At 49.8% G+C, this 26570-nt stretch carries 24 protein-coding genes; 6 read left to right on the top strand and 18 right to left on the bottom strand.

Features of this window, described 5'->3' with window-relative positions:
* Positions 1 to 173: 173 nt before the first annotated feature.
* The 3 genes from ACQ6WK_RS03200 to metF all read right to left on the bottom strand — a co-directional run bounded on the left by ACQ6WK_RS03200 (position 174) and on the right by metF (position 3601).
* Positions 174 to 1757: a PSP1 domain-containing protein gene (locus ACQ6WK_RS03200; protein WP_432799301.1), complete on the bottom strand. Its 1584-nt coding sequence runs from the start codon at positions 1755 to 1757 to the stop codon at positions 174 to 176.
* Positions 1758 to 2073: 316 nt separating this feature from the next.
* Positions 2074 to 2541, bottom strand: coding sequence for a DoxX family protein (locus tag ACQ6WK_RS03195; protein ID WP_432799300.1), 468 nt, complete (start codon positions 2539 to 2541; stop codon positions 2074 to 2076).
* Between the two features lie 139 nt (positions 2542 to 2680).
* Positions 2681 to 3601, bottom strand: coding sequence for a methylenetetrahydrofolate reductase [NAD(P)H] (gene metF / locus ACQ6WK_RS03190; RefSeq protein ID WP_432799299.1), 921 nt, complete (start codon positions 3599 to 3601; stop codon positions 2681 to 2683).
* A 242-nt stretch (positions 3602 to 3843) separates the two neighbouring features.
* On the opposite strand from metF, the gene ACQ6WK_RS03185 reads away from it, so the two are divergent.
* Positions 3844 to 4629 (top strand): glycosyltransferase family 2 protein, encoded by a 786-nt coding sequence (locus ACQ6WK_RS03185; RefSeq protein ID WP_432799298.1) that lies wholly within the window; start codon positions 3844 to 3846, stop codon positions 4627 to 4629.
* A gap of 118 nt (positions 4630 to 4747) precedes the next feature.
* Here the strand turns inward: ACQ6WK_RS03185 and ACQ6WK_RS03180 are convergent, their stop codons facing one another.
* From ACQ6WK_RS03180 to ACQ6WK_RS03170, 3 genes are all read right to left on the bottom strand, one after another.
* A complete protein-coding gene (locus tag ACQ6WK_RS03180; RefSeq protein WP_432799297.1) occupies positions 4748 to 5179 on the bottom strand; it encodes a DUF2203 domain-containing protein in 432 nt (143 codons plus the stop codon).
* 475 nt (positions 5180 to 5654) lie between these two features.
* The gene (locus ACQ6WK_RS03175) at positions 5655 to 9041 is read right to left on the bottom strand and encodes an efflux RND transporter permease subunit (RefSeq protein WP_432799296.1); all 3387 of its coding nucleotides are present in this window, start codon (positions 9039 to 9041) and stop codon (positions 5655 to 5657) included.
* Between the two features lie 85 nt (positions 9042 to 9126).
* The gene (locus ACQ6WK_RS03170) at positions 9127 to 10416 is read right to left on the bottom strand and encodes an efflux RND transporter periplasmic adaptor subunit (RefSeq protein WP_432799295.1); all 1290 of its coding nucleotides are present in this window, start codon (positions 10414 to 10416) and stop codon (positions 9127 to 9129) included.
* Positions 10417 to 10607: 191 nt separating this feature from the next.
* Here ACQ6WK_RS03170 and ACQ6WK_RS03165 point away from each other — a divergent pair, with 191 nt between their 5' ends.
* On the top strand, positions 10608 to 11255 hold the full coding sequence (locus tag ACQ6WK_RS03165) for a TetR/AcrR family transcriptional regulator (RefSeq protein WP_432799294.1): 648 nt from the start codon (positions 10608 to 10610) through the stop codon (positions 11253 to 11255).
* A 51-nt stretch (positions 11256 to 11306) separates the two neighbouring features.
* Here ACQ6WK_RS03165 and ACQ6WK_RS03160 read toward each other — a convergent pair whose 3' ends face one another.
* The 4 genes from ACQ6WK_RS03160 to ACQ6WK_RS03145 all read right to left on the bottom strand — a co-directional run bounded on the left by ACQ6WK_RS03160 (position 11307) and on the right by ACQ6WK_RS03145 (position 13883).
* Positions 11307 to 11663, bottom strand: a complete 357-nt coding sequence (locus tag ACQ6WK_RS03160; protein WP_432799293.1) for a hypothetical protein — start codon at positions 11661 to 11663, stop codon at positions 11307 to 11309.
* Positions 11660 to 12478: a hypothetical protein gene (locus ACQ6WK_RS03155; RefSeq protein ID WP_432799292.1), complete on the bottom strand. Its 819-nt coding sequence runs from the start codon at positions 12476 to 12478 to the stop codon at positions 11660 to 11662. The genes ACQ6WK_RS03160 and ACQ6WK_RS03155 overlap by 4 nt, the downstream gene beginning before the upstream one ends.
* Positions 12479 to 12598: 120 nt before the next feature.
* The gene (locus ACQ6WK_RS03150; RefSeq protein ID WP_432799291.1) at positions 12599 to 13354 is read right to left on the bottom strand and encodes a 3D domain-containing protein; all 756 of its coding nucleotides are present in this window, start codon (positions 13352 to 13354) and stop codon (positions 12599 to 12601) included.
* A gap of 280 nt (positions 13355 to 13634) precedes the next feature.
* On the bottom strand, positions 13635 to 13883 hold the full coding sequence (locus ACQ6WK_RS03145) for a hypothetical protein (protein WP_432799290.1): 249 nt from the start codon (positions 13881 to 13883) through the stop codon (positions 13635 to 13637).
* 358 nt (positions 13884 to 14241) lie between these two features.
* On the opposite strand from ACQ6WK_RS03145, the gene ndk reads away from it, so the two are divergent.
* Positions 14242 to 14700: a nucleoside-diphosphate kinase gene (gene ndk / locus ACQ6WK_RS03140; protein WP_432799289.1), complete on the top strand. Its 459-nt coding sequence runs from the start codon at positions 14242 to 14244 to the stop codon at positions 14698 to 14700.
* A gap of 95 nt (positions 14701 to 14795) precedes the next feature.
* Here ndk and ACQ6WK_RS03135 read toward each other — a convergent pair whose 3' ends face one another.
* From ACQ6WK_RS03135 to ACQ6WK_RS03120, 4 genes are all read right to left on the bottom strand, one after another.
* A complete protein-coding gene (locus tag ACQ6WK_RS03135) occupies positions 14796 to 15764 on the bottom strand; it encodes a carbohydrate kinase family protein (RefSeq protein WP_432799288.1) in 969 nt (322 codons plus the stop codon).
* A gap of 98 nt (positions 15765 to 15862) precedes the next feature.
* Entirely contained in the window at positions 15863 to 19165 is a 3303-nt protein-coding gene (locus tag ACQ6WK_RS03130; protein WP_432799287.1) for a LamG-like jellyroll fold domain-containing protein, read from the bottom strand.
* A gap of 7 nt (positions 19166 to 19172) precedes the next feature.
* Positions 19173 to 19778, bottom strand: coding sequence for a hypothetical protein (locus ACQ6WK_RS03125; RefSeq protein ID WP_432799286.1), 606 nt, complete (start codon positions 19776 to 19778; stop codon positions 19173 to 19175).
* A 14-nt stretch (positions 19779 to 19792) separates the two neighbouring features.
* The gene (locus ACQ6WK_RS03120; RefSeq protein ID WP_432799285.1) at positions 19793 to 20323 is read right to left on the bottom strand and encodes a type IV pilus modification PilV family protein; all 531 of its coding nucleotides are present in this window, start codon (positions 20321 to 20323) and stop codon (positions 19793 to 19795) included.
* Positions 20324 to 20579: 256 nt separating this feature from the next.
* Here ACQ6WK_RS03120 and ACQ6WK_RS03115 point away from each other — a divergent pair, with 256 nt between their 5' ends.
* A complete protein-coding gene (locus ACQ6WK_RS03115) occupies positions 20580 to 21110 on the top strand; it encodes a pilus assembly FimT family protein (RefSeq protein WP_432799284.1) in 531 nt (176 codons plus the stop codon).
* A gap of 12 nt (positions 21111 to 21122) precedes the next feature.
* Here the strand turns inward: ACQ6WK_RS03115 and ACQ6WK_RS03110 are convergent, their stop codons facing one another.
* The 3 genes from ACQ6WK_RS03110 to ACQ6WK_RS03100 all read right to left on the bottom strand — a co-directional run bounded on the left by ACQ6WK_RS03110 (position 21123) and on the right by ACQ6WK_RS03100 (position 23205).
* The gene (locus ACQ6WK_RS03110; protein ID WP_432799283.1) at positions 21123 to 21971 is read right to left on the bottom strand and encodes a hypothetical protein; all 849 of its coding nucleotides are present in this window, start codon (positions 21969 to 21971) and stop codon (positions 21123 to 21125) included.
* Between the two features lie 83 nt (positions 21972 to 22054).
* Positions 22055 to 22363 (bottom strand): DUF6504 family protein, encoded by a 309-nt coding sequence (locus tag ACQ6WK_RS03105; RefSeq protein WP_432799282.1) that lies wholly within the window; start codon positions 22361 to 22363, stop codon positions 22055 to 22057.
* A gap of 8 nt (positions 22364 to 22371) precedes the next feature.
* On the bottom strand, positions 22372 to 23205 hold the full coding sequence (locus ACQ6WK_RS03100) for a fumarylacetoacetate hydrolase family protein (RefSeq protein ID WP_432799281.1): 834 nt from the start codon (positions 23203 to 23205) through the stop codon (positions 22372 to 22374).
* An 83-nt stretch (positions 23206 to 23288) separates the two neighbouring features.
* Between ACQ6WK_RS03100 and accD the strand changes: the two genes are divergently transcribed.
* The gene (gene accD / locus ACQ6WK_RS03095; RefSeq protein WP_432799280.1) at positions 23289 to 24185 is read left to right on the top strand and encodes an acetyl-CoA carboxylase, carboxyltransferase subunit beta; all 897 of its coding nucleotides are present in this window, start codon (positions 23289 to 23291) and stop codon (positions 24183 to 24185) included.
* Positions 24186 to 24446: 261 nt separating this feature from the next.
* Positions 24447 to 25784 carry a DUF1570 domain-containing protein gene (locus ACQ6WK_RS03090; RefSeq protein ID WP_432799279.1) on the top strand — a complete coding sequence of 446 codons (1338 nt, stop codon included), beginning with the start codon at positions 24447 to 24449 and terminating at the stop codon, positions 25782 to 25784.
* 46 nt (positions 25785 to 25830) lie between these two features.
* Here the strand turns inward: ACQ6WK_RS03090 and ACQ6WK_RS03085 are convergent, their stop codons facing one another.
* Entirely contained in the window at positions 25831 to 26517 is a 687-nt protein-coding gene (locus ACQ6WK_RS03085; RefSeq protein ID WP_432799278.1) for a PIG-L family deacetylase, read from the bottom strand.
* Positions 26518 to 26570: the final 53 nt, after the last annotated feature.

Raw genomic sequence — 26570 nt, 5'->3', positions numbered from 1 at the left:
CTCTAGCTTTGCTTTTCCCACACGATGAAGAGTGCCATATATATATGATCGCATGGTAGAGATTATAAATACTCTCTCCCAAATGCCATGGCCTATAAACAATACTAGATATCTTGAAAGCTACACTCTGCACAAACTAGTGCATATAACAGTCACACTAACTAATTAGCATTTTACTCGTTGCTACCGGCATCTCCGCCACTCGACGGGGTGCCACCACCGTCTCCTCCCCCGCCTTCACCGCCACCACCACGACGTCTACGCCTGCCGCCACGACGACGACGCTTCTTCTCACTCCCTTCACCCTGACTACCAGCCTGACCTTGAGCTTGATCGCCTCCCTCTCTTGCCTCACTATCACCTTGACGTTCCCCCTCGCCACGTGGCTTACCGCCTCTTCTGCCACCACGACGACGTCGACTCTTGCCCTGTCCCACGCGACTCACATATCCCGCAGGATTATCTCCCTTGCCCTCGCCATCTTTATTTCCTTCAACCTGTGCGTCATTCCTCTCAACCTGTCCCTCTTGTTGTTTCGCCTGATTATCCTTCCCACGATAGCCCCCGCCATCATCTCGGCGTGACCGCCCACCCCTTCGACTCCGACTACGTTTCTCACCACTACCACGTGTTTCCCCACGCGTTCCTTCTTCTTTCTTCTCTCGCTTAAGCGACCCGTCCAACACTTGATCCGTTAGCGACTTCTCTTCCTTCTTCTTCCCATCATCACGACGCCCACCGCCACGTCGTCGATTTTGCCAGCTAGCCGCTGCTGCTTCTTGTCGCTCCTTCTCTGCATCACGCCACGCCTTTGCCTCATCCTTATCCAAAATACGAAGCGATTCAATCGGATATGCCGCCGGCGGGTTCACTCCAATCTTCACCAATGACAACTGCGTCAAGATCTGCGAATCTAAAACAATCCCGATCCCGTCCTCAACCTCCACCACACTCTTCCGCGGCGGTAAGTTTTTCTTCAACTCACTATACGTCTTATCCTCATACCGCAAACAACACATCAACCGCCCACACCGACCCGAAATCTTCTGCGGGTCCAGCGTTGCCTTCTGCACCTTCGCACTTCGCATCGATACCGGCTTGAGCACCTTCAAAAACTGCTTACAACAACACTGCTGCCCACACTTTTCATAATCCGCCACGATCCGCGCCTCATCCCGCGCGTTCACCTGACACATTTCAATGCGCATCTGCATCTCGCTTGCCAGCTTCTTCACCAGCTCACGAAAATCCACCCAATCCTCAGCTACATAATAAAAAATGACACGCTCCGCACCCAGCAGCGGTTCCACCTCGATCAACTTCATCTCAAGATCAAGCTCGGCAATATGCTCATGCGCTTTCTTGATCAGTCCGCGCTTTTCATTATCCAGCTTCGACTGCTCGTTCATGTCCTCGATCGTCGCAACACGCAGCACCTTCCCCTTGCTCGTAAACGGAAAATCTTTTCCACCGGACCGATCGATATACGACAACATTTCTTTACGAGTTACTGACTTCGCGCAACCGCTATTCGGACACGTCGTCGTCAACATCTCCGCAATCTCTGTCCCACGATCTGTTCGAATCACGACCTTTGAGCCACAGCCCGGCTTCGCCGTCCCGTCATACGCCAACTCCGCGATCTTCTTCTGATACCCATAGCGCACCACAATCGTCTTCGGAGCCTCCAGCTTCTCATAAGCCTTACGGTCCTCTTCTTCCAACATAATCGGTAGCGGCGTAATGCTTCCAGCCATCAGATAGGTCTCCGTGTATCTTCAAACCTGTTCGCGCGTGTCCAATCCAATAAACACAAGTGCGCAAGACCCCTACCCCCCCAACAGCCTCGCCGCAAACAGGTCAATCAATCATCATCATGTCGCTCGACTCATTTTTTAGACTTCCACGTAGCGCCGAGCGGCTAGGTGGAGTTCATACACGGATCATTCATCCTAAATGATACCCGAATGCCCCCTATCCAGCACCCCCTCGCTCACTTCCTAAGCTCACAAAAAAGCTCAGGCACCTTACCTGAGCTCTTCATAATCCCATTTATCTGTATAAGATACTCTGCTAAGCCGCCACTTCTTCCTTTTTCGTCTCACACTTCCCATCCTTGCAGCATGACTTGCACAGCAGTTTATCCAAACTCCACACACCAGCACCATTTGCAAAAACAAACGTCATCGCGCCAATCAGCGCCAAATTCTTCATGAATCCGATCATCTCCATCTCACGAGCCTGCGCATCTGCAATCGTCCAAAAATCATGGAAGTAATACGTCGCCAACACCAGAAATGCGATCAGCATGGCCGCACCAATCCGGGCCTTGAACCCCACCAAAATCGACAATCCGCCAAGAATCAAAAACACGATCCCGCCTGCCAGCATCAATTTTGGCATCGGCATGCCTTCACTAGCCATGAACTGCGTGGTCGCCTCAAAATTCGGGATCTTGTTGCCCAACGCACTCATCAAAAAAATAGCAACCAACATCAATCGCCCCACAACCGCAACAATACCCTGCAACACAGAAACCATACGAAATCTCCTTTCGTGCTTGTCCATAAACCGATCTTTCACGCAGCTTTTCCCATCTTCAGCCATACGGCTACGTGAAAACGATCCCTCCTGCTACAGCAAAGCTAACCCACCTAACCTATCAATTATTTCACATCACCTATTTACCCAGAACTTCGCTATCCCGCGCGCCCAGCGACTTATAAATCTCTCGCGTCGCATCCGATTTATTGAGTGTATAGAAATGAATCCCCCGCACATCATTGTCCAACAAATCCCGACACTGTTCCGTCGCCCAATGAATCCCCACACGTTTTACCGCTTCCTCATCTTCCTCCGCGCGGTTCAGCGCTTTGAGCATCCGAGCCGGGAAACGAGCTCCTGCCGCTAACTCTGCCATCCGCCGCATCCCCTTCACACTTGAAATCGGCATGATCCCCGCAATGATCGGCACGTCAATTCCTGCAAGCTCACATCGCTCCCGGAAATCATAAAAATCCCGATTCTCAAAGAACAATTGCGTGCAGATATAATCCGCTCCCGCATCTACTTTTGCCTTCAGATAGTCCATCTCCAACAACCGATTCGGCGTACCCGGATGCCCCTCTGGAAAACCTGCTACACCAATCCCAAAACCCTTTGTCTCACTTGGATGCTGCCCAGCATTGTTAAACTTTTTGATATATCCCACCAAATCAGCCGCATACCGAAACGCATCCTGACTCCGATCCCATCCATCCTGGTCAGCAGGCGGATCCCCACCCAGCGCCAAAATGTTACAGATCCCCTCACCCGCATACCGCGTCAAAATATCCTCAATATCTTGCTCGCTGTGACACACACACGTCAGGTGCGGCACTGTCGTAATCGATGTCTCATTCTTAATCCGGCACACTAGCTCATTGGTCAGCTCACGTGTGCTCCCGCCCGCACCATACGTCACCGATACAAACGTCGGCTTCAATGCCTCCAATTCACGGATCACCCCAAACAAATTCTCCGCACCAACAGCGCTCTTCGGCGGAAAAAACTCAAACGAAAATGTCGTTCGGTGACTCGCAAATATGTCCGTAATGTGCATCCAGGCTTCCTTCCTAAGTTCAATCCTTGCCCTACCATCCTAACCTTGATCGTGATGATCAAACACCCCGAAACAAGATTCATCCTTATATCCGGATGAACGGATAATTAATCATACTCGCCGCCGCCTTACCCTTCAACCCAATCCACCTCTCAGCATATCTCACTGAAATACTCGGACTTCTCTATCCGTTACACGCCAGTATGATTTACCAAGCACCAAATTACGTTACTCTGTCAGACATGACCCATTCGCCCGAATCAAGGCCCAACGCACGTGCCGAGGATACTTCCCGCTTGCCTGCACCTCTCGACATCATCATTCCTGCCTACAATGAATCCGAAAATATCCCTGCCCTAGCTGCCGCACTCCAAGCCCTATCAGCAGCCCACCCCGATCTACTCAGGCGTATCATTCTTGTCGACAACCATTCATCCGATGACACCCCCGCCCTCGCCGCTGCTCATAACTTCACCGTACTCCATCAGCCCGTCCGTGGCTATGGATCTGCCTGCCTAGCTGCCATCAACTATCTCACCTCACTTCCCCCGCAAGACCAACCACGTATCGTCGCATTCCTCGATGCGGACCTCTCTGACGATCCCGCCAATATCCCACATATCATCACGCCAATCCTCCAAGATCGCGCGGACTTTGTAATCGCTCAACGCGACAAACATGCGGACCCCGGCGCACTTAACTCCACACAACGTTTCGGTTCACGGCTTGCAGCCACACTCATCAATCTCACCACACGATCTATCTATACCGACCTCGGCCCGCTCCGCGCCATCACTTTCCCCGCACTGCTCTCACTGGATATGTCCGACCCCACTTGGGGCTGGACTGTCGAAATGCAATACAAAGCTGCCAAATCAAAACTACGCACCCTTCAGATTGACCTCCCGTATCACAATCGAAATGCCGGCACCTCAAAAATCTCCGGCTCCATCATCGGCTCTGTCCGAGCCGGTTATAAAATCATCACCACCATCTTCAAGCTCATCCTGACATATAAACCAAAATAAAAAAAGCGAAGCACGAACGCGCTTCGCTCTGGTGTTTGTTTTTTTGCAGACCTTACTCGGCCTGCGTTACCAGTTGGGTAACAAAGTGTCTTGCAACATCATGTTGCAAAAAAATCTTTTAGCCCGCTGCAAGCAGATCAACCGATTGCCTGCCACCATATCCAGCATCTAATTCATGCCAATATCCAATCACGCCCTCACCATGTTTCCAGCACAATAAAATCTCACGATCTTCATGTACCGCAGGAAAATCAACCAAACCTTTTTCAAAGTCCTTTAGTTCAGCGCCCATGAAGTGAACTTCATCAACAAGCTCGCCAAGACGGTCCATCAACCGTTCATATTCGCTATCTGGACTCAAGCTGAATTGACTTTCACCCAGTTCTTCAAGGCGATGGCGTATCTCAACAATCTTGCCATAAACACCTTGAATGTCTTCAACCACACGACGAACGTATGACAAAGATTGATTCGCTTCTTCAAGTGTGAAGTACTTCTTACCACTTAAAGGTGCTTCCGCAGACTTAACTGATGCTTCATTAAAAGGCATGGCTCGATTCCTGTTTCTCTAAGGTAACACAAGGAATTATTCGACGGCTATCTCACAAGTCAACCTCTAATCGACCCGCGGTTTTGCCTATATCCTGTGTTACTCCTTTGTTATTCGATGGTCAGTCGTACCTTGCCGGGCTCCCTTCGCCCTGTGCTTAACCCTTTACCCCCCTGCGTCTATTTCCATTCTTTATCATCGGCCAGCATTTTCTCTGGCCGCCTTTTTTCTAAACACCATTATCCCCTAACACGCATACCCCTATCCCCCCTACCATCCATACAACCCCTCCATTCTCACATCGACTTGCCACCCTCGCGCCTTTATTGACTCTTGCAATAATACTTCTGCCGCCTCATATTTATCGCCACAAAAAGGCCTGCCACTGTTCCAGCGGCAGGCCGTTAATGTTTTATATACCCAGAACTGTTTTTTCCTGTTTTTTTTAATCTCGCCCCAAATCCGCATATCCCTATCAATCAGAATGCAAAACCTGCTCCATATCTTGGTCGTTCAACGTCTCGCCAAGCTCCCAACCCATTTGCCTATAGACCCAACTCTTCATATCAAGCACCAAGCTAAACAGTACTGGCACCACCACCAGCGTAAATGCTGTCGACACGATTAATCCACCCACCACAACACTGCCTAACCCTTTATACAATTCACTACCTGCACCGCTAAATAGCACCAGTGGCAACATACCGAACACGCTTGTCGCTGTCGTCATGAAAATCGGACGCATACGTGTCCGCACGCTCTCTTGAATCGCGCGGTGTGGCTCAAGCTTCTCAACCTTATCCATCGCGCTCTCACCGATCCCCTTCATGAAGTTCAATGCCTGGTGCACGATCAAGATTGCATTGTTCACCACAATACCGATCAAGATCACAAAACCAAGCATCGTTAGCACATCTAACTGTTGATTAGGATCGATCACATTCACAATACGCAAACCAAAGAAACCACCTACCGTTGCCAGCGGCACTGTAAACATGATTACAGCTGGATATAAGAAGCTTTCAAAAAGTGCCGCCATGAGTAGATACACCACAAGCAGCGCTAGGAACAATCGGCTTGTCAGCAAGCTCAATAGTGTTTCAATCACGCCGCCATCCCACTTGCCAAGCAACGCACCACGCACTTCCGTCAGCTTGTCTGCCGTACCTGCGATTTGCACTTCAACATCCGGTGCGATCTGTCCGCTTGCTTTCATACCGCTCAACATGGACGATGCGATCTCATTCACTTTCGCAATCGCAGTCTCAAGCGCCATTCCCTCTGGCGGCGTTACGTTCAAACTCACTGCACGCCGCCGCTCAATCCGTTTAATCTCTTGTGGCGACTGCACACGCTTCACGTCCGCGATCGATGATAGCGGCACAACCTCCATGTTCCCTGATTTACGATCAAGCACACTCACTGGCACGCTCTCAATCAGATCCACTTCAAGCGGAATCTGCGGCGAACGAATCAGCTTCAAATCAACAGTCTCCCCACCGATGCGGTAATCGCCAATGATTGCACCGTCAACCAACGCTTGCACCGCTGTCCCCATCTCATTTACATCAATCCCCATATCCGCCGCTGCCACACGATTCACTTTCAACTGAACCTCTGGCCCGAGCAAATTAAAGTTCATCGGATTCGGAATGATCTGCGTAAAACCACCAAACTCCTGCATCATCGCCTGCATCATCGCCCCGCCCACTTTCTGCAGGTCTTCCATATCATTCGCGATCACTTCAACATCAATCGAATCACTCGACTCAGTCGCCTCACCAAAAATCGGCATCTGCATACCAAAACCCATCGAGCCAGGCATACCGAACATACGTGCTGTCAGTAGCTTCGCAAGCGGTGCAACATTCTGACGATCCGAACTTTTCGCACCCATGATCATGCCCCCCGGGTACGCCACATCAAAAAAGTGTTCAATGGGTGGTATATTCTTCACCACTGCATCATCCGGCCCCATCGGCATCGGATTCATTACAGGCGGCAAACCTTCTAATTCGTCATAACTCTTTGCTTCCCAGTATGGACGAAACGCATCTTCAAGCTCACGTGCCATCCCTTCCTGGAACGGGATCGTGTACCCCGGAGGATTCAACATCATCCCGAACACAAAGTTATTGTTCCCACTCGGCAAATAACTACTCGGCGGCATCAAGAACCACGCACCCAGCAAGCTAAAGACCGTAAACACTCCCACCAGAGCAACACGCATCACAAAACGCGCCGGCATCTCTGCCACCACCCAATACATCCCATTCGCAAATTTTTCTGTAATCCAACCCGCAAGTGCCGCCACACCAAACAACCCTTTGATCTTACTTGTAAAGCCCCAGTGCTTGTGTTCCTTCTCTTTACTGGTCAGGAAACGCGCCCCCGCTGCCGGGATCACAGTGATCGAAACCAGCATCGACAACATCACTGCCGCGCAGATTGCGATTGAAATATCGCGGAACAGCTGCCCCGCTTCTTCTTGCATAAAGATCACCGGCACAAACACAATCACAGTCGTCAACACCGACGCCAAGATTGCGCCCCAAACCTCTTTCGCACCGTCATAAGCAGCACGCATCGGATCCTTGCCCATCCCGATATGACGATCGATGTTTTCAAGCACCACAATCGCCGCATCCACCACCATACCCACTGCAAACGCAAGCCCTGCCAAACTAATCACGTTCAAGCTTCGACCCGAAGCGGTCATCACCACAAACGTGCCAATCACCGAAATCGGGATCGCCATCATCACGATGACAGTCGGCCGAATCGTCCGCAAAAACACCAACAACACAAATCCCGCTAGCGTACCGCCAATCACCAGATTCGATTGCACCAACTGCACGGCATCACTGATATAGATCGTCTGATCATAAACCTGTTCCATGCTCAACGTCTTATCAATACTTGGCAAGACACTTTCATTAATCCGCTCAACGCGATCTCGCAGACGTTCCATTACCTGCATTACATTCGAGCCACTCTCACGCGTCACTGGGAGCGCCATCGCTTGCTGCCCTTTGCTGTGCACAAAGTCCCGGCGTTTCTCTAATGTCAGTTCTGCATCGCCGATATCTTTTACGCGCACCGGTCCTGAATCGTCATACGCTACGATCGTCTCACGAATCGCATCCAGATCTTCATACTGACCTACTGTGCGTACACGAACATCAAGCCGTCCCTCTTCGATCTCACCCGCACTCACATTGATGTTCTCACCACGTAGGGCACCAATCAATGAGTTAAAGGTCACGCCACGACGAGCCATTTCCTGTGGATCAATCTGAACATGAACTTCTCGCTCACGGCCGCCATAAATCTGCACCTCGTCCACACCTGAAACACGCTCAAGCTCTGGCTTCACCCGCTCGTCAACCTGATCGTAAAAACTCTGTATATCCAGATCAGGATCACTGCTCGTGATCACCAGCCACGCGATCGCATCACTCCCGCCCTCTTCCGTCTCACTGATCACCGGCTCATCTACATCATCCGGATAGTCCGGCACCTCACGCAGCTTATCGCTTACCTCCGTACGCGCCTGTTTGATATCTGTCCCCACATAAAACTCAAGCTTGATTGTCCCGCTACCCTGCCGCGCATTCGCTGTCATCTTCCGAAGATTTGATACACCCTTAAGCTTATCTTCCTGCCGATCGATGATCTCCTTCTCAATCTCTTCAGGACTACGACCGATCCAACTCGTCGTCACGGTGATCTGGGGCTTATCAACATCCGGCGTCAACTGAATCGGAATCTGTGTCAGCGAAATCACGCCAAACAATAAAATCAGCAGCACGCCAACACTAACTTTCACCGGATTCTTGATTGCAAAACCGATAATATCCATATTCAGACCCGCATCTATTTGTTGTTTTCTTTTTTGTCTAACTTGATCCGCAAGCATTCATCTAATCGATGATTAGCCCCATAAATTAACCTGCGTCTTTTGCTTCGCCCGTTTCACCAGCCGTACGATGCTCGACCTGCTTAACATCAGAACCTGGCATCGCGCCACCGTCGATCATCAGCGGTTGGCCCGGCATGAAGATTCGCTCAGCACCCATCACCACCACTTGCGTCCCGCTACCTAGCATGGCCTTCCCAGTCGGCGATACAGGTTCAACCACCATCCGGTCACCCAAACCGAACAGAAGCTTCACTGGCACACTCATAGCCATCGGCATCCCCTCACCCTTTGGATTTGGCATCGCAACCCAAATCACCGGCCCCTTCACCGTTTGTAGAATCGCATCCTTGCTCACAGTGACCTGCTCGCGTGGTTCACCAATCGGTAATCGTGCCGTCACACTCATCCCCGGCAACAGCCGCCCATTCTCATCACTCATGCGAACCTTCACCGGGAACGTCCGTGAGCTACTACTTCCCATCGGCGTTACACTCACTACGTTCCCCTTTACCTCTTCGTGCATCGCATCCATCGACAATACAACTTCATCGCCAACTTTGATCTGATTAATGTATCGCTCCGGCACATTCACCACCGCATCAATCGTTCCACTAGAAATCAATGACGCAATTCCTGCTCCCGGATTCACCCACTGCCCTTCTTCCGTATCACGACTAATCACCACACCATCAAACGGTGCAATAATATTCAGTCGCGACAATTGCTCTTCCGCTCGACGCACCGCAGCCTGTGCTGCTTCCAAACTAGCCGAGTCACTCTTCACTTTGGCACGTGCATCAGCAACTTCCTTCGGCTTTGCACTCCGTGCTTTCTCCAATGCTTCAAGCATCGTCAAATCACGCATGCTCTGATCCAACGTCGCACGCCGCGCCGCCTCATCCGCTTTAGCACTCTCAAATGCAAGCTGCACCCATGTCCCATCAACTTCTGCAATGACTGTTTCTCCACCCTTCACTACATCGCCTTCACGCACCGGAACATGTTTGATCTTCCCCTCAACTTCACTCGCCACCTTCGACATCTGCAATTCTTCAAGACGTCCTACAACATCAAATCGATCCTGCACGTTCTCCAATTGCACATCTGCTACACGCACGTTTGCCGGCGGCATTCCAGCTTCCGCCTGCTCTTTCAGCATCGTCTTGTACTGAGCAATGCCTTCCTCAGCGAATTTGGTAATCACAAACTGATACACCGCACCCACGATCAGCCCACCCAACACCACGCCCACCAAGCACGTAATCATGGATACCCAAAATACTTTAACCGTTGAATGACCTGTTTGATGCGTCATGCCCATGTGTCCTCTATCAATCAATAAATGACTATTCGATTCCCCCAAAAAACGGCTGGCCTGCTCTCGCAGAACTGTTCATCAAACAACGCTTGATTCCCCGTGCGCTGTACGATACAGTTAGTACACTGTACGAAGATGTGCTGTTCAGGTCAAACCTGTAAAAAAACAATATAATCAGCTTTTTTACAATGGCCCCAAAATCACCAAAATCCCGAATATCCGCCAAGCCCCACAAAGCCACTTGGGACAAGGCAGAGCCCGACCAGCGTCGTGATCTCATCATCGACGTTGCTTATGACATTCTCACCACAAAAGGCATCGATCACGTCACCATCCGCCGTGTCGCCTCTCAAATCGGCGTCGGTGCCATGACCCTCTACACCTATATCGACGGCCAGCAAGGCCTCCGAACCGCCCTCATCGACCGCGGCTTCGAGAAAATGGGTGAAAACTGTGACAAAGAAGCCAAGCACACCGGAGACTGGATCGCTGGGTGTTCCGCCTATCTCGACTTTGCCGTCAGCCACCCCAACCTCTACAACCTCATGTTTGCCCACCCACTTGATGAGCAAGACCTCGCTCAGATCCAATCGCACTTCGACGAATGGGAAAAAGAAATCTACGACGACTATGCCGCTCGCGGCGTGCCCGAAGAACAAATCAAAGACATCGTCGAAAACACCTCACGTAATCTTTGGATCGCCATGCACGGCTTCGCCTCCCTACTCATCGCCAAACGTATCCCCTGGAACGCTGAAGAAAACAATCAAATCCTCCAAGCCATTGTCACCAAGCTCTGCCCCGAAGTACCCGCACTCAACAAAACACTCGACTAGCATCCTGCTATCGATCTCTCATCACGAAAGCGAATAAACATCATTACCACTTCATTTTTCAGCCACACGCTGCAAGTAGGCTATAAACGATTGTCCTTCATATAGCTCATATCCATCTACAACCTCCGTCGTCAAATCCTCAAAATACTCATCCAATACCGTTGCTCGCTCATGAGCTAATGGTGTAGAACAATAGCACACCGTACTCCACTCCGCTTCACCAGCTTCATTTACGACAGCTCCCTCCAACCCCTTAACAATCTCACCTCCATCTGGCTTCTGCGTAGCAATCTCTCCACTCTCTAGTTTTCTTAGCAACGCCCCCGCTTGATCCGCCTTCAACTTCGCTTTTACATGGTAATACATTTTGTAGTCCTTCCAGTTATCGCCACAAATCACAGCAATCACGGAATTCTACTCATCGTGTCACACGACATCTCCTCCCAAATTTTTTGACTCTCACGCAACAATTGAGACAGCCTTCGAAAATATATCGCGCACATCACAACTACTGTCACCAATAACAATACACACGACATGATAAACGTCGGCTCTTTATAAAAAACATAGCCATCTGCCGCTGACTCAAAACCCCAAAAGCATAACAGCAGCACCGGAGCTAATACCGCCAATGTCTTAACCGTACTGATCCGACCAATCCGCTTCAGCAAAGCCTTTTCCTCTGCCCGCTTTCTTTCAATCTCTTCCCTCTCCTCTTTATCCTCACACTCACCCGCATACCACTGCCCACATTCCGGACACTCACCTCCATTCATATGCCGCAAGTCATACCCGCAAACTAGACACAGCTTCACCCGATACCGCCGCAAATTCACCGCCTCACAAAACGGTAGAACAATACTGGAATCATCCAAATGCGCCCCCCGTCTGGACTTCGCTATCCACTTAATCACATAACCCCCAATCGCAACAAAAACCTCCCCAAAGATTAGCAACATAAACAACCCCACACCAACCACTAAAGCTAAGAACCCCTCCCCCTCAGTCATAATCCAATACACCCCATACACAAGCACCCCCAATATCGTAAATCCAATAATCCACATAAAAAGTCGCCACCATACAGCACCCCTCTTTATCTCCTGCTTCTTCCGCGGCGTTACCCCCGCTATCTCCATCACATACGCATAATCTGCCCACCGCATCCCTATCTTCTTCTGATGTAAATACTTCCCCTTGTATTCTCGATAAAACAGCCTCATACCATACCTCCAAAGACTCTCACCCTAAGCATAAACCAATCTCCTGCTGCTCACCACACAATAAAACAAACCACTCTAAAGAGTGGTCTGCAATCATCTCTTCTTCACTTGTGCTCAAGCTTAATCCGCGTATTCCCATACCGTTACTTCAAGCTTCTGTACGCCCCACTGTTTGGCGATCTCATGCGTTGGATACAGCACATCCAGCTTGTTCCCCTTGATCGCTCCGCCACGATCCAACACAGGTACTGGACGCTCCCCGTTATAGCCTGGCACCGTTAAAATCGTTCCAAATTTAAACAGCCGCTTGTCCGCCGCCACCAATTTCATCCCATTGGTCCACACACTTTTGCCGCTTGCTGTAATCCCATCCGCCCACTTCCCGCAACTCCGCGCATCCGGGCTGTACGCCGTCACGACCATCGTCCGCGTTCCCACTTTCCGTAGCGGACGATCCCCGTAATACAAAACATCATCGTCAAAGGCTTCATTTTCAAATGCTACCTCTGTCGACATATTCTCTAACTCATGATTAGACAACCCACTCGAAACCAGATCCGCCCCATACACCAGCGATTCATCTGCCCAATCAGTATCAATCTCACGTGCATCTATCTCATGGTTAGACTTATCCACAACATCAATCATGTCGTAACTAAAAACATTGTCCGCGGATGGCTCTACATGCACCGGACTTGGCGCAACCGCCATCAGACTCACCGCACTGATCGGCCGAGGCAACCTACCAACCCCTTCATATAATTTCATTAAGAGAACCCCACCCAACAATAGAAATGCAACCACCACCGACAGCACCGCCGTCAGCGACACACCCATACCATTCTCCCGTACTGCCTCTCCATCTAAGCGGCTCACGTCTCTCTCCAAATGACATACTCAATAGTGTCTCGCCATCCATGACACCCATGAATCTTCATCGTCGCCGTCCTTGGCCGCGTCTTATGAGAAACAATCCTACACGATCATGTTCCCATAACCAAAAAGTTGCAAGGATTACATAAGTCATTTTTATATACCGCTCATGCGCACAAATACCCCAGCGGCGCATAAAAACACCCCAAAACCGTGGTCTGGGGTGTCCATTGTGCCCAAAAGCGCAGCTTGCAACCGTGCGTGCAACCGCGCCCCAAAATAGCTACTTCGCGCTGCCAACCAGCGCCGCTTTCCCCTCCTTCGCCTTCTCTGCTTCTGATTCTAACGTCTTACGCTTCCTGCCTTTACTCACCCACATCACCTGATCTTCCGCATACCAGATCCCCCGGGCATACGGCTGATGAATTGGCCTTAGGCAAACAAAATTAACTTCCTCGTCGTCTTGAGCAATATCACAAACACGGGCGGTCAGCTGCCCATTCAACGTCGCAACTGTATCACCCTTGTTCATGTCATGCCCCGTTATGTCTATTGCATGACTGATCTTATGCATATTTATTAGCTCCACGTGCTTTACACTTAAGGATAAACTCGATTTATTAACTTTCCTGATATCCCCCTCACGCCCCAGACATGTCCAAACCTTGTCCCGTACGTATAAACCATAGGCAAGCAATAGCTTAAGTCAACGAATCTGATACCATTCCACGTCAAAAAGGCATGATTTGCAATATCGCCCACAATCAGTGATAACACGCAGATAAATCCCTCTGGCGCTATCCCCATAGCGCTTTTGCAACACCAGATGGTGACAGCAGTTACCTCCGCCAAGCGCACCCCGCCGGCGGCAAACACCGGAGAATTCGATCATGGAAACCACCTTCATCTTCATCAAGCCAGACGCCGTCCAGCGCGGACTCATGGGGCAAATCCTCGGCCGCTTCGAACGCAAAGGCCTCCAAATCGTCGGCACCAAACTCATGAGCGTCCCCACCGACCTCGCTAAAAAGCATTATGCCGAACACGAAGGCAAGCCCTTCTACGACGGCCTGATCAAGTTCGTCACCAGCTCACCCGTCCTCGCGATCGCGATCCGCGGCGTAAACGCCGTCACCGTCTGTCGCACACTCATCGGCGCCACCAACGGACAAAAAGCAGACCCTGGTACTATCCGTGGTGACTTCGGCATGTCCGGCGGCTTCAACATGATCCACGGTTCAGACAGCCTCGAATCCGCTGAACGTGAACTTGCACTCTGGTTCCCAGAAGGCACCCTCGATTACAGCCGTACCTTGGACACATGGTGTTACGATCCATCCGATCTCTAATCCAGATCACACAAACAAAAAAGCCCGGCAACACGTCGGGCTTTTTCAATGCGCAATTCAATGTTCATCATCATAGCTCACACCTGCAGATAATATTATTTCGATTTGGTTTTGATGCCAGCCAGTTCACCAACGGCTGCACGGTCTTTTGATCCACACCATCCGCCGACAGTCGTAACCGCACATGCACCGGCCGCAACTGCAAGCTTGCCGCATTCTTCAAGCGAAAGATTTTCGAGTAAACCAGAAATTAATCCCGCGAGGAATGAATCCCCCGCCCCAGTGGTGTCGATCACCTCACCCGGTGGCTTGATGGCAGCCACTTCAAGATACTGATTCGGCAAACTTGACAGCAGTGCTCCTTTCTCACCGAGCTTCACACCAAGTATCCCCGGTGCGCCAAGCGATCGATACTTCTCAATGATCTTATCCGGATCTTTTAAACCCGTTTGATTCTGTGCCTCTATGAGTGATGGGACATAAAGGTCAAGGTGTGGCAACATTTTGTCTAAAGGAGATAACGATCCACCATCGCCAGCCGAATCAATCACGGTGCGCGTCTTTCTGGCACGGAGTTCTTCAAGTAGTTTAGGAAGATCCGATTCAATATTCGGGTTCAGGCCATAGTAACCCCAAAGAAACACGCGGGCTTGTTCAAGTGTTTCAATATGTTTGTAATAGTGACGCATGTCCATCTTTTTGGGTGCACCGTTGGCATGAAGGAAGGTGCGCTCACCAGATTCTGAAACAAGTACCGCCGTTGTAGATGTTGGCGCTTCTGGATGAACTAAGAGCGAAGAGGTATCAACGCCGCTACGTTCAAACATATCAGTAAGCATTTGGCCAAAAGAATCATTACCGATATAAGTGAAAACTTTAACGGACCGACCAAGCTTGGCCAAAGTGATACCAGAGTTAGAAGTAATACCTCCACCGATGAGCTGGATCGGGTTGACATGATGCAACTGCCCCTCACCAAGCGGCACGTCCAATGGTACCGGACCACATAGAATGTCCGCAACGCAAGATCCGCACACCACACAATCAATGAGTTTCTCATCCATATGATCATGATAACTGTGACACGAAAAAGCTCAAACCACTGTTGGCTTATGCTCCAAGGGGCAACGAGATTGATTGCATGTCCATGTACGAGAAAAGATTATTCTTGCTCGACCCAAACCGCTTCAAACGTACCTGACCCCGAACTTTCCTCACGAGGTGGGAGGCCATTAAACACATCATCAACCTGATCAGCATTTAACGCCACATTGTAGATTGCGACGCGATGGAAGGTTCCCTTCCATGCAGTGTTTTCTTCATAGTCGCCTGCCAACGCAAGAACATTGTCTACGTCCCACACGTTAATGCTACCTGTACGTGGCTCATTATAAACCAGCGTACCATTTTGATACATCTTGACATCAGTTCCGTCATACGTCACGACATAGTGTTGCTTGGCCGTATTGAGAAATACACTTGGATACATATCGGGCACACCTCGAGAAGAAGTATCCGCAGTACGGAGCATCATCGCAAACTGATCACTATGTTGCCCAACCGCAAAAGCACGCTGGTTACTGTTTTCCGAAAATGCGAGCATGTTCTGATCATTGGTCAAGTTCGTCGGCGTAAATTGAATCTCCGCGGAAAACTCTCTTGTAAGCTGGATCGCATCATGGAGCTTACTCGCGGTTTTGTGAATGATATCCGTCGTAGCAAGTGTGTTGTCGTTAATCCTCAGACTGTTTGTTGGACCAGAAAAAATTTCAGGAACCCAAGCCACCTTGGTACTGTCATGAACGTGAAGATCTGCAGGATCTCCATAATTTGAAATGTCTTCGATGACAGACGGAGGTGCAGTACGTGGGCCAGGCTCATTCAGATTGTAAAGGTTCGCAATCTGATTGCCATCAAGTACTCCATCATAAACACGAATATCATCCATAACCCCATTGAAGTAATAGTACAGAGGAATATCGCTCGATGTATTGCGGTCTCCACCATTCGCACCGATCATGATCGATTCAGTATTGCCTGTCCCGCCAGAAGTTTCTCCCAAACCACCATAGTACGGTACGTAGTAACGTTGCACGCCATTCACATATAACCTTGTACCATCATCACCCCAACAAGCCGCTACGTGATACCAAGTACCGGGTACCGTCGGAATCGAAGATGCATCGGTATAAACAGTTTCTTGGTCGGTCTTAATCAATAGCCGGATATAGTTTTCCTGCAGAATAACACTCATCAATCCGCCGTTACCGTACGAACTCAAATCTTTGGTAAACAAACCCTGATAGTTCGGCGAAACCGTGTCAGTCTTGAACCAAAAACTCACCGTACCATGATCAAGCAGGTATTCGCCCACATGCGGAATGGCGATGTAATCAGAAACCCCATTAAATTCGATTGCGCCGTTAATCTTACCTGAGGCATATGATTTTGCGCCATTATATATGCCGTCATTTCCGGCCGTACTGCTATCAGTCGCAATCGTCGTCGAACTATCCGATCCGTCAACGTCGTAAGAAACATCATCCCTTAGTTTTATCTTAACTTTACCCCCACCTTTAAAACTCTCCGCAGTAATCGCGCCATCAAATTCCGTATCTTCCCATATTTCAACACCACCTTTTGGATTTGCCAGCAATGCATAAATCTTGCTCTTTTTATCCCCTGAGAATATCGCTTTCTTATCGTTGCCATACATCAATATCACACATTGCTCTGGCTTATCTTTCTTTCCAATTTCTGCCTCATCATAAACACTAACGTCCCCACCTACATAAAATACAACTGAAGCATGGCTTGAAACATCAATCTCTGCTTTCGCGCTTATGATAAGATCACCTGTCACGTGAACACGTATATCATCTTTAACGTGAAATTTTGCATCCTCAGTAAGCGTCAACGAGCTATAGGTCACATCAAATACGCCGGGGCCAAATTCTTCGGGAACATCGTAATGATCCTTATCTCCAAGCTCAAGGGCTCCTGAGCTTGCTGGAAGATCATCTGGCACAGCAACCCCAACAGGCAAATCCATCAAAGCACTTAATGCACCACGCGTTTCCTTAATTTTTGAACTATCCCATAAGCGGATCGCTGTATAAGGATCGCCGCCAACACCACAGTATCCCGAACCTTTAATCTCTGCCTTCCCACTCATTTCAAAGATCGAATCTACCGTGCTGTTAGTTGCGACAAAAGCATTATCTTTGCTTCCCTTACTTTCAATTTTAATGTCATCCCAAAGCTCAATCTCATTCTGAACACGTAGGCCCGATACCAATGTGAAAGAAGGAATCCCGCCTACATCTTCATCTAACTTCCAGTGACCAACGAGTTGCGTGGTAACATCGGAAGGTTTAGTAAAATCGTAGGCAACAATCGGCACTGGCGGATACGATATTTCTCCGCCATCTGATGCCCAGATCAGAATATTCTTTAAGAGTGTTTTACCATCCGTGGTCAGATCCATCATTGAATCGCCATACGGCGTCAACACACGTCTTCCCGCCACGGCGTTTCCATCTATATCATCTTTCCCTTTTTCCAACGTCACAATACAGAAATCCTGCGGCGTGGTCGTATGCGATAACCCCAACGAAACCGCATCATCCGCAGGATAATTCGCAGAGGTCACATAACTACCATCATCCTTGATCTGAAGATATCCAGTACTGAAAGACGAAGTAATCGGATGTGAATTATTTGTGATGTAGATATAAGTCCCGGACATGTATAACTGTCGGCCTGTATGCGCAATCCCTATCGTACTATTCGTATCTGGATAGTCATACACTACACCTATTGGCGCATCCTTTACTCGTCCTGCTACTGTTGAATTCATGTATGAGTATGGCACGTAGACACAAGCATTCTCTGCAAAAGCTGCATCATAAACTGATTGCGATGCGTATCGATCAATCAAATTTACTGTAAAACCAAGTTCTTCAAGCATTTCTTTGCGTGCGTACTCCATACCATCTAGCGAGTCAGCATCATACACAACGAACAGGATCGTATCGCTCTTAGGTTCTTCACCACCGGGTTGAATGTTGGCGGATACTTCATGAGTCACTCCGCCGAATGTACCCACCACACGCAAGGTAATCTTATCACTCGCATCATCACTAAGATCGCCATCTTCGTCCGTGCCATAAACAGAGAAGGTACCACCTGCGAAAGATTCGTCCGCAATCCATTGTCCGGAAGCATACGTCGTTCGCCAATCGGCATCAGTCTTCACATAGTTAATTGCAAGCTCAAGGCCAGACTCTGCAACAGATCGTGCGGTTGCATGCTTGGAGACATTCTGCGCAATACCAACACTCGTCGATGAAGTCGCAATAAAAGTAGCCGCCAAAATCGAGCCAATGACCAGCGCAAACATCACCAACAGCATCGCAATGCCATGTGAACGAGGATTGGAATTGTAAATAAAGGTGCTGTTCATAATAGAATCAATTGGCATTTCTTAGACGAACACTAAATACGGTTGAATCAGTCATATCACCAACGCTCGTATCCATGCTGCATGAGAATAAACGAGCATTCTGCACATTCGCATCACTCAATGAAAAGTGAAAATCCGTAACATTCTTCGCCCAAGGTTCGAACGTAAAATCATCATCATTCGAGTGCCCTGAAATAATCATGAAGAAATTCGCATCTAATGCTAACTCCGTAGTCAATGAATCATCCGCCGGGCGCAACACGATCAGTCGATCAGTACTGTCGTCGTACAGTACCATGCGAAGCTCATTTGTATTGGGAGTGCCAGATTCATCTTTATCAGCATGCCATAGCACCAGCCAAGAACCATCTGAAGCGGTATCAAGCACCATACGTGACGATCGCATCATGGCTGAAAGGCGGGTGGTGATACGCTTGTTAGTAGCAACAAGTGATCGCATGTCCTTGGTACTGGAGGTGCCATAGGTCACAGCTGACAACATTGAGGCAATCGCCGCGCCGATAAGCCCCGTTGCTGAAATCGCAAGCATAAGTTCAATCATGGTCAGGCCAAAGCATCTATGACGACGAACGTGTTGTTGACGTATGAACATCTTTATCCCCATTATTATGATCCTGTAGGCTTCGCGACCCACCTTGCAAGCGTCCACGTACGACCATCTACATCGACCACCGTTACCGTAAGACGGAGCCCCTCATGATCGCCGCCGAGTGTAGGCACAGACAATGTTTCTTCGGCTACCGTCACTGTACGTGAGAAGGATTGAAATTTATCTGGCAGCAACACATTGGCTATATCGCGGATATCATCCGCAGCCTGCGTGTAATTGTGATAGTCGTCAATGTTGTCGAAGTCAGCAACACTTGATTCGCCGGCATCCGGGCCAAACGTTGTCGCACCCTCCGGATCGTCATAATCCAATGCAAGCACTTCATCTAACAGCGACTCAGCAAGCTCAATTGCATGTTTCTCATGAATCGAAGCATATGTCTGCATCTGCCCCGCAACGACTGCTTGCGTCAGCGCCGCCACAATGAACGCCAAAATCACCGAGGCGATCAAAACCTCTGGCAAGCTAAACGCACAAACGCGTCGTGATCGCCTGAGGGATAATGTTTTTTGTGTGGGTGTTATCATGCTTCTCCTGCCTCCCGCTGCGCAGAACGGGTGCGCAACTATCAATACATATCGGATCGTTCATCATCTTTGTTAAGCCCACAGCAACATGATTCCCACAGGAAATCCGCTTAATATCACTATTTTGGAAAAGCTGTCTCTGTATTTATGCCGTATGTTAATCGCTATAAACCGTATGATTTAACAGCGCTGCCTCAACACTCAAATGATCCTTCATCATCCGATCGGATACAACGTTAAAAACGTCGATAAACGGATGGTGAGACAACAGACACGGACAACTTGCGCGCATGGCTTTACGCTTATCGAGTTGATGATGGTTGTCATGATCTTGGGTATCGTCGGCGCACTAGCTGCCCCCATGTTCAGCAGCACCGATAGCGATCAGCTTAAAGCGGCTGCTCGTTTAATCGCAGCTGATCTTGCTTTTGCACAGATCGAATCGATCAGTCATGGTGATGATCTATGTGTGGCGGTGTTTGATGCCACAGATCATAAATATCATCTCGCTAAGGCAAGTGACACGACCATACCCATCAAAAACCCAGCCGACCAAAAAGACTATGTGGTTGAGTTTGGTAAAGGACGCGCGGGAACACTTTCGGGCGTTCAAATCCACGCTCATTCATTCGACGATGATGACGAGCTTAGCTTTGGGCTTTACGGACAACTTGATGAAACACTGGACCAATCGATCACACTCACTAAAAATGGGCTGTATCTGAAGATTTGGGTTGATGCGAACTCGGGCGAAGTTGAGATCAATCCTGTCACCAGTACACCTTGAGATAACGATGATTCAGTTTGGTATAGGCGATGCGGGCGGGCGCGTGAATCCCTGCTCTTGCCGCAGTTCTCGAAGAATATCGGCCAAGATGCGTGGATCACGGTTTGCGAAAACATGGCCGATGCCTGAAAAGGTACGACCTACCCACCAGATGGGTTCACCTTCGGGTGCGGTGTTCTGTTCGCCAACGATCAGATCGTGCAACCGCGCATACGCTTTCAGATCAAAACGATGATTGACAGCATAATCCTGATCTAACGCTTGAAGTAAATCGCTATCGGTGATCATGTCGCGAGCACTGGGATCTAACATACCAAACGGAGCGAGTTGCGCGCCCTTGTGAGGTGTACAGATGGTGTAGAGACGATTGATGTTCAACCGTTTGCGTAAGGAAGAGGATTTCTTGCCGGCAAACGTTGCGGTCATCGGCGCATCTGTTGGTGGAATGGCGGCATAGCGGGCAATCAGCCCGCCCATCGAAAAAGCGACGACGTCAACCTCAACGGTTTCGTACTCATCGTCTGACGGAAATCTCTTTTCCAACGTCTGCACAACAGTATTTGCGGAATCATTGAAAGAAGCTGTACCAAAAAATGACAAAGGTACAACGTGCTTCCTATCTATACCTTTGCAAATGTCGTCTGCCATACCTTGCGAAAACGACCGCGGTACCATCCAACCGCTCAAAACCAGTACTGGACGATCTGGCACAGCCGGATCAACAGACATGTCCTCTAGCGCCTTGCTTGCCTGCTTCATACTGATAGAAAAAGATGGATTCTCCCCTCCAGAAGTACAGCTCGTCATCATGAACAACAACATCAACAGCCATAATGATGATCTATAATTGCGTCTCTTCATCATGATACCTCCCAACGTAAGCCACAAAACAGCGTGTATGCATTGTACCGTCATACCGTTCGTTCACTGGATGCGAAAGATAATTAACCTTCAGGATCGGTCATGGTATAGAGATACCAGCGAGCCTTGGGGTTTTTGTGCTTGGTTTGCCGTTCGCAATAGATTTTCATGGTGTGCATAGATGTGGTTCGAATACGCCACCAGTGTCGCGCGAGATAGGCTTCGCCCATGTCAACGGTGGAGGTGGTCCAGACTTCGAGAACTTCATGGACGCGGTATTCGGTTTTGCGCCAAGTGAAGTGCGTGGGCAGGCCGGGTTCGCCGCGCGCAATCGCACGGGTGTCGAATGACCCGGCTCGCGGGGTGATGGGTTCTGAAATGAACTGTTCCATGATGTTGTTCAAGGTGCGGCAACGTGGTTGGTGAGCGTGCCGATATTTTCAATGGTGGCAGAAACGGTGTCGCCGGGTTGGAGCCATACTGGCGGGGTGCGAGCAAAACCAACGCCGGCAGGCGTGCCGGTGAGAATGATCGTACCAGGCAACAGCGTGGTGTCCTGCGAAATAAATGAGATCAACTTCGCCACACTGAACATCATGTTGGCTGTTGTGTCTTCCTGCATAGTATTGCCATTGAGTGTGAGTGAGATGCTGAGATTTTGTGGATCGGTGATTTCGTCGGCAGTCACGAGTATGGGACCAAGTGGACAAAAAGTATCGAAGGATTTGCCGCGAATCCATTGCCCTCCGCCGGAGTGCTTCTGCCATTTGCGCGCAGAGATGTCATTGGCAATGGTGTAGCCTAGAACATGGTCAAGCGCGGCTGCTTCGGAAATATTCTTGCCTTGGATTCCAATCACGACGGCCAACTCGGCTTCATAATCAACTTCGCCCTTCTCAGAAGAACAGGCGGGGATAACCACAGGAGAACCGGGATCGGTGACGGCAGATGTGGGCTTCATGAAGACGACGGGCGAGGTTGGGATTTCTGCACCGCCTTCTTTGGCGTGCTCAGCATAGTTGCGGCCGATGCAATAAATGTTGGCCGGCAAAAGCGGCGCAAGCAACGTCTTGATGCGGGCGACCTGCCCTGTGGGGACCCAATCGGCGGTTTGGTGGAGCATACCCTGATCAGCATCCGCCGCTGGAGCTGTGAATATCTCAGCCGATTCTTGATCTAAATATTTACCATAATGGCAGTTACCATCATCATCCGAGAAGCGTACGATTTTCATGAAGTTCTCCTGCGGGTGAGAAAACGGTTATAATTCCGCGATCCCATGAGGAACGATCCGTGTTGCAATGAAGGGAGTCATCATTGGCGAACCAGCAAGCGAGTTCTGAGCAGGCCACTGAGCCGTCATCGAACTCAACAGATAAACATGATACCACCAGCCCGAAGACCTGGCAGGACCTCAAGAGCAGCGATGTGCCTGAGGGGCTGTGGATGCGATGCCCAAACTGTGAAGCGATGAGCTTCAAGAAGCAAGTCGCTGAGAATCGGCACGTCTGCCCTGAATGTGATCATCATTACCGCATCGGTGGGGACGAGCGCGTAAAGCAAGTTTTAGACCCCGGCAGCTTCGAACCGCTTTGGGAAGATTTGGCACCGACCGATCCGCTGGAATTTGTAGACCGGATTCCCTATGCAGAGCGCATCGTAAAAGAACAAAAGAAGACAGGAAACAAAGATGCACTGATCTGTGGCAAGGGTTTCATCAAAGGCCGCGGCGTGGTGCTGGCTGTCATGGATACACGATTCATGATGGCGTCGATGGGTAGCGTGGTCGGCGAAAAGATCACACGCTGCATTGAGCTCGCCACCGAAACCGATCGTCCGTTCATCATCATCAATGCCTCCGGCGGAGCGCGCATGCAGGAGTCATCCCTGTCACTCGCGCAAATGGCAAAAACAAGTGCGGCACTCGCGCGCTTCGACGACATGGGCGGCTTGTTTATCAGTGTGCTGACCGACCCGACCACCGGCGGCGTCACCGCGAGCTTTGCGATGTTGGGCGATGTGATCTTGGCCGAGCCGAAGGCGCTGATTGGTTTTGCCGGGCCGCGCGTGATTGCGAATACGGTGCGACAGGACTTGCCGGAAGGATTTCAACGGGCGGAGTTCCTGCTGCAAAAAGGCTTTGTCGATCGTGTTGTCCACCGCAAAGATCTGCGGAGCGAGATCGCACGGCTGATTGACTACGCTGGCAAATAATCCTTCCATCACCACATCAAAATGTAACACACAAGCATCACCATACGGTGGTGCTTTTTTTATAGGAACATATTTGCCGCCTATTATTCTGATTGCATCACACGGACCTCATCGGGCAAACGCTCCTTCACATAACGGTGAGCTTCGGGTTGGCTAAATGGTGTATCTGTAGGGAATAAGCGGGGGACTCTCACGGGTTGAGCCTGTGGAAAAACAAGGATATGTGCGGCGAAACGCGGGTCTGGCCGATGAAGGAGAGGTATGGCGGAACGCAGATTGATTATGGACAATGGGCTTGCGCGGGGATCGATCTCGCTCGGCGTGGTGCTATTCGCCATCCTCACGATGACGGGGACAACAGAAGCAAACGATAAACTTCGGCGAGCTTACGAGCGCGTCAAAGGTGTCTCTGCACAAAGTAACAAAAGCAGCGGGCGTGTGGTGATCCATGCTGAGGGTGAAAGCAAATATAAAGGCGCCAAGCGGTACAAGTCCAAGCACTATGTGATCCATACCAAGCTGTCACAAAAAAGGGTCGTGCCGATTGGACAACATCTCGATCGCATGTTCGTTTTGTATGAGCAACGCTTCGGCGGTCTCATGAAAGGCGAAATGTCCGAAATGGTCTTGTACCTGTTCGAGACAGAACGCGCGTACCAAACCTTTCTGCAAAGCAAAGGTGTGATCACCAGCAACAGCGGCGGCATGTTCGTCTACAAAGGCAACGAACAATTCCTCGCAGCTTGGATCGGTGACAAGCCGCTGCGTGATGTGCTGAGTACATTACAACACGAAGGCTTTCATCAGTTTGCATGGCATTATCTTGGGATTGAATTGCCGGTGTGGATGAATGAAGGTTTAGCACAATATTTTGAAGATGCGGTCATCACCGGCAATGAGCTTTCAACCGGCCTCGCCGATGCGCACCGTTCGCGGCTGGTGCGCGAGATGATCGCTAAGGGAAGAATCATCCCCTTTGCGGAGATGACCCGGCTGGACAATGATGATTGGGCAGTAATGCTGCGAACCAATGCCGACAAAGCTAATCGCCTATACGCACAGGCATGGTCAGTCGCATATTTTCTGATACACGCGGACAACGGGCGGTATGCAAAGTCATTGAATCGATATCTAACCATGATCAGCCGAGGCGAAGACGGCGAAGAAGCTTTTAAGAAAGCCTTTGCTGTGAGTTGGGAAACGTTGAAGTGGCGGTGGCGGGTCTATGCCAAAGAACTGGAAAGCCATCCGGTGAACACTGCAGTGGAGCGAATGAAATATCTTGCAGTGGCGCTCAAGCATCTACATGAACAAAAGCACAAGATCCCCAAAACAGTACGTGAACTCAAAAAGCTGCTGTTGCGATACCAGTTTGAAGTAACATGGACGATCAACGGACGCAAGCGCACCATCAAGGCAAATGATGATTCACTATATATGTACCCGTATCAGGGCCGAGAGGAAGTGTTTGAACTTCTAGATGCCTCTCGCAATGATTTGCCGCCACGGATCATCGCACCGGGACTTGATCCTGAACCGATGCTGACATGGTCCAAAGGACCTGGCGGCAAGTTGGTTCAAGAGATTGAGTACAAATAGGTTTGCGTTTACAGAACAAACCGCCAGCGTGAACTTCCGGGGAGAATCAGACGCCAATCATTTGATCAATGCCTGTAAGTCCGAGCGGTTCTTTTGTGAAGAACGGCTCAGCATACTCCGTACCAATGCGCGACCCCATGTAAGCATTCATATTGCGGAGCCAATCGACAATCTTGCGATTTTTCTCAGGGATGACGAACTGTGTTCCGTAAGCTTTAATTGATTCGATCTTCTGTTCAATATGCGGAGTTATGTCAAGGCAGAAGGTAGGATCGGCAACCCAGCGTAAATGCGTACAGTAGTAGTAGATGAGCCAGCGTGGGTAGATCGGCTCGCCGGGGATATCTGTTTGTGTGAGCTTGGCATCAAAACGCGCATCCTCAACAATGCGCGTCACCGCACGATGATCAGGATGCGCATCCTCCTCAAAAGGAAGAAAAATGATGTCTGCTTGATGCTGCCGAATCACCGCGGCCATAGCGTGACGGGCTTCGAGAGTGTGTTGTACTTCGCGGTTTTTTAAGCCGAGTAGTTGACGTTTGACACCGAGAATTTTTGCGGCATTATCCCATTCGATTTTGCGTTGCTCAGGTGTGCCGTAAGGCGTGGGCTCACCGTTGGTCACATCGAGGAGGAGAATATTGTGGCCTTGCTGGGCAAGATTGATGATGGTACCGCCCATACCGAGTTCTTGATCATCGGGGTGTGGGCCGACGACGAGGATGTTTGCCATAAGTCTAACCTTTGATTAGATACTTTCGTCTGTGTGGTGCAAGCAATATAGCA

Source organism: Poriferisphaera sp. WC338, assembly GCF_050931845.1.
Taxonomy (GTDB): Bacteria; Planctomycetota; Phycisphaerae; order Phycisphaerales; family Phycisphaeraceae; genus Poriferisphaera.
This window is presented reverse-complemented; position numbering and strand designations above follow the sequence as displayed.

Coding starts and splice junctions, on each gene's coding strand:
- ACQ6WK_RS03180 (WP_432799297.1), bottom strand. CDS start 5,179: ATGCCTTTTAATGAAGCATCAGTTAAGTCTGCGGAAGCACCTTTAAGT.
- ACQ6WK_RS03165 (WP_432799294.1), top strand. CDS start 10,608: ATGGCCCCAAAATCACCAAAATCCCGAATATCCGCCAAGCCCCACAAA.
- ACQ6WK_RS03125 (WP_432799286.1), bottom strand. CDS start 19,778: ATGTTCATACGTCAACAACACGTTCGTCGTCATAGATGCTTTGGCCTG.
- ACQ6WK_RS03100 (WP_432799281.1), bottom strand. CDS start 23,205: ATGAAAATCGTACGCTTCTCGGATGATGATGGTAACTGCCATTATGGT.
- ACQ6WK_RS03200 (WP_432799301.1), bottom strand. CDS start 1,757: ATGGCTGGAAGCATTACGCCGCTACCGATTATGTTGGAAGAAGAGGAC.
- ndk (WP_432799289.1), top strand. CDS start 14,242: ATGGAAACCACCTTCATCTTCATCAAGCCAGACGCCGTCCAGCGCGGA.
- ACQ6WK_RS03090 (WP_432799279.1), top strand. CDS start 24,447: ATGGCGGAACGCAGATTGATTATGGACAATGGGCTTGCGCGGGGATCG.
- metF (WP_432799299.1), bottom strand. CDS start 3,601: ATGCACATTACGGACATATTTGCGAGTCACCGAACGACATTTTCGTTT.
- ACQ6WK_RS03135 (WP_432799288.1), bottom strand. CDS start 15,764: ATGGATGAGAAACTCATTGATTGTGTGGTGTGCGGATCTTGCGTTGCG.
- ACQ6WK_RS03105 (WP_432799282.1), bottom strand. CDS start 22,363: ATGGAACAGTTCATTTCAGAACCCATCACCCCGCGAGCCGGGTCATTC.
- ACQ6WK_RS03120 (WP_432799285.1), bottom strand. CDS start 20,323: ATGATAACACCCACACAAAAAACATTATCCCTCAGGCGATCACGACGC.
- ACQ6WK_RS03130 (WP_432799287.1), bottom strand. CDS start 19,165: ATGAACAGCACCTTTATTTACAATTCCAATCCTCGTTCACATGGCATT.
- ACQ6WK_RS03085 (WP_432799278.1), bottom strand. CDS start 26,517: ATGGCAAACATCCTCGTCGTCGGCCCACACCCCGATGATCAAGAACTC.
- ACQ6WK_RS03175 (WP_432799296.1), bottom strand. CDS start 9,041: ATGGATATTATCGGTTTTGCAATCAAGAATCCGGTGAAAGTTAGTGTT.
- ACQ6WK_RS03185 (WP_432799298.1), top strand. CDS start 3,844: ATGACCCATTCGCCCGAATCAAGGCCCAACGCACGTGCCGAGGATACT.
- ACQ6WK_RS03110 (WP_432799283.1), bottom strand. CDS start 21,971: ATGAAGAGACGCAATTATAGATCATCATTATGGCTGTTGATGTTGTTG.
- ACQ6WK_RS03170 (WP_432799295.1), bottom strand. CDS start 10,416: ATGACGCATCAAACAGGTCATTCAACGGTTAAAGTATTTTGGGTATCC.
- ACQ6WK_RS03155 (WP_432799292.1), bottom strand. CDS start 12,478: ATGAGGCTGTTTTATCGAGAATACAAGGGGAAGTATTTACATCAGAAG.
- ACQ6WK_RS03115 (WP_432799284.1), top strand. CDS start 20,580: ATGGTGAGACAACAGACACGGACAACTTGCGCGCATGGCTTTACGCTT.
- ACQ6WK_RS03195 (WP_432799300.1), bottom strand. CDS start 2,541: ATGGTTTCTGTGTTGCAGGGTATTGTTGCGGTTGTGGGGCGATTGATG.
- ACQ6WK_RS03145 (WP_432799290.1), bottom strand. CDS start 13,883: ATGAACAAGGGTGATACAGTTGCGACGTTGAATGGGCAGCTGACCGCC.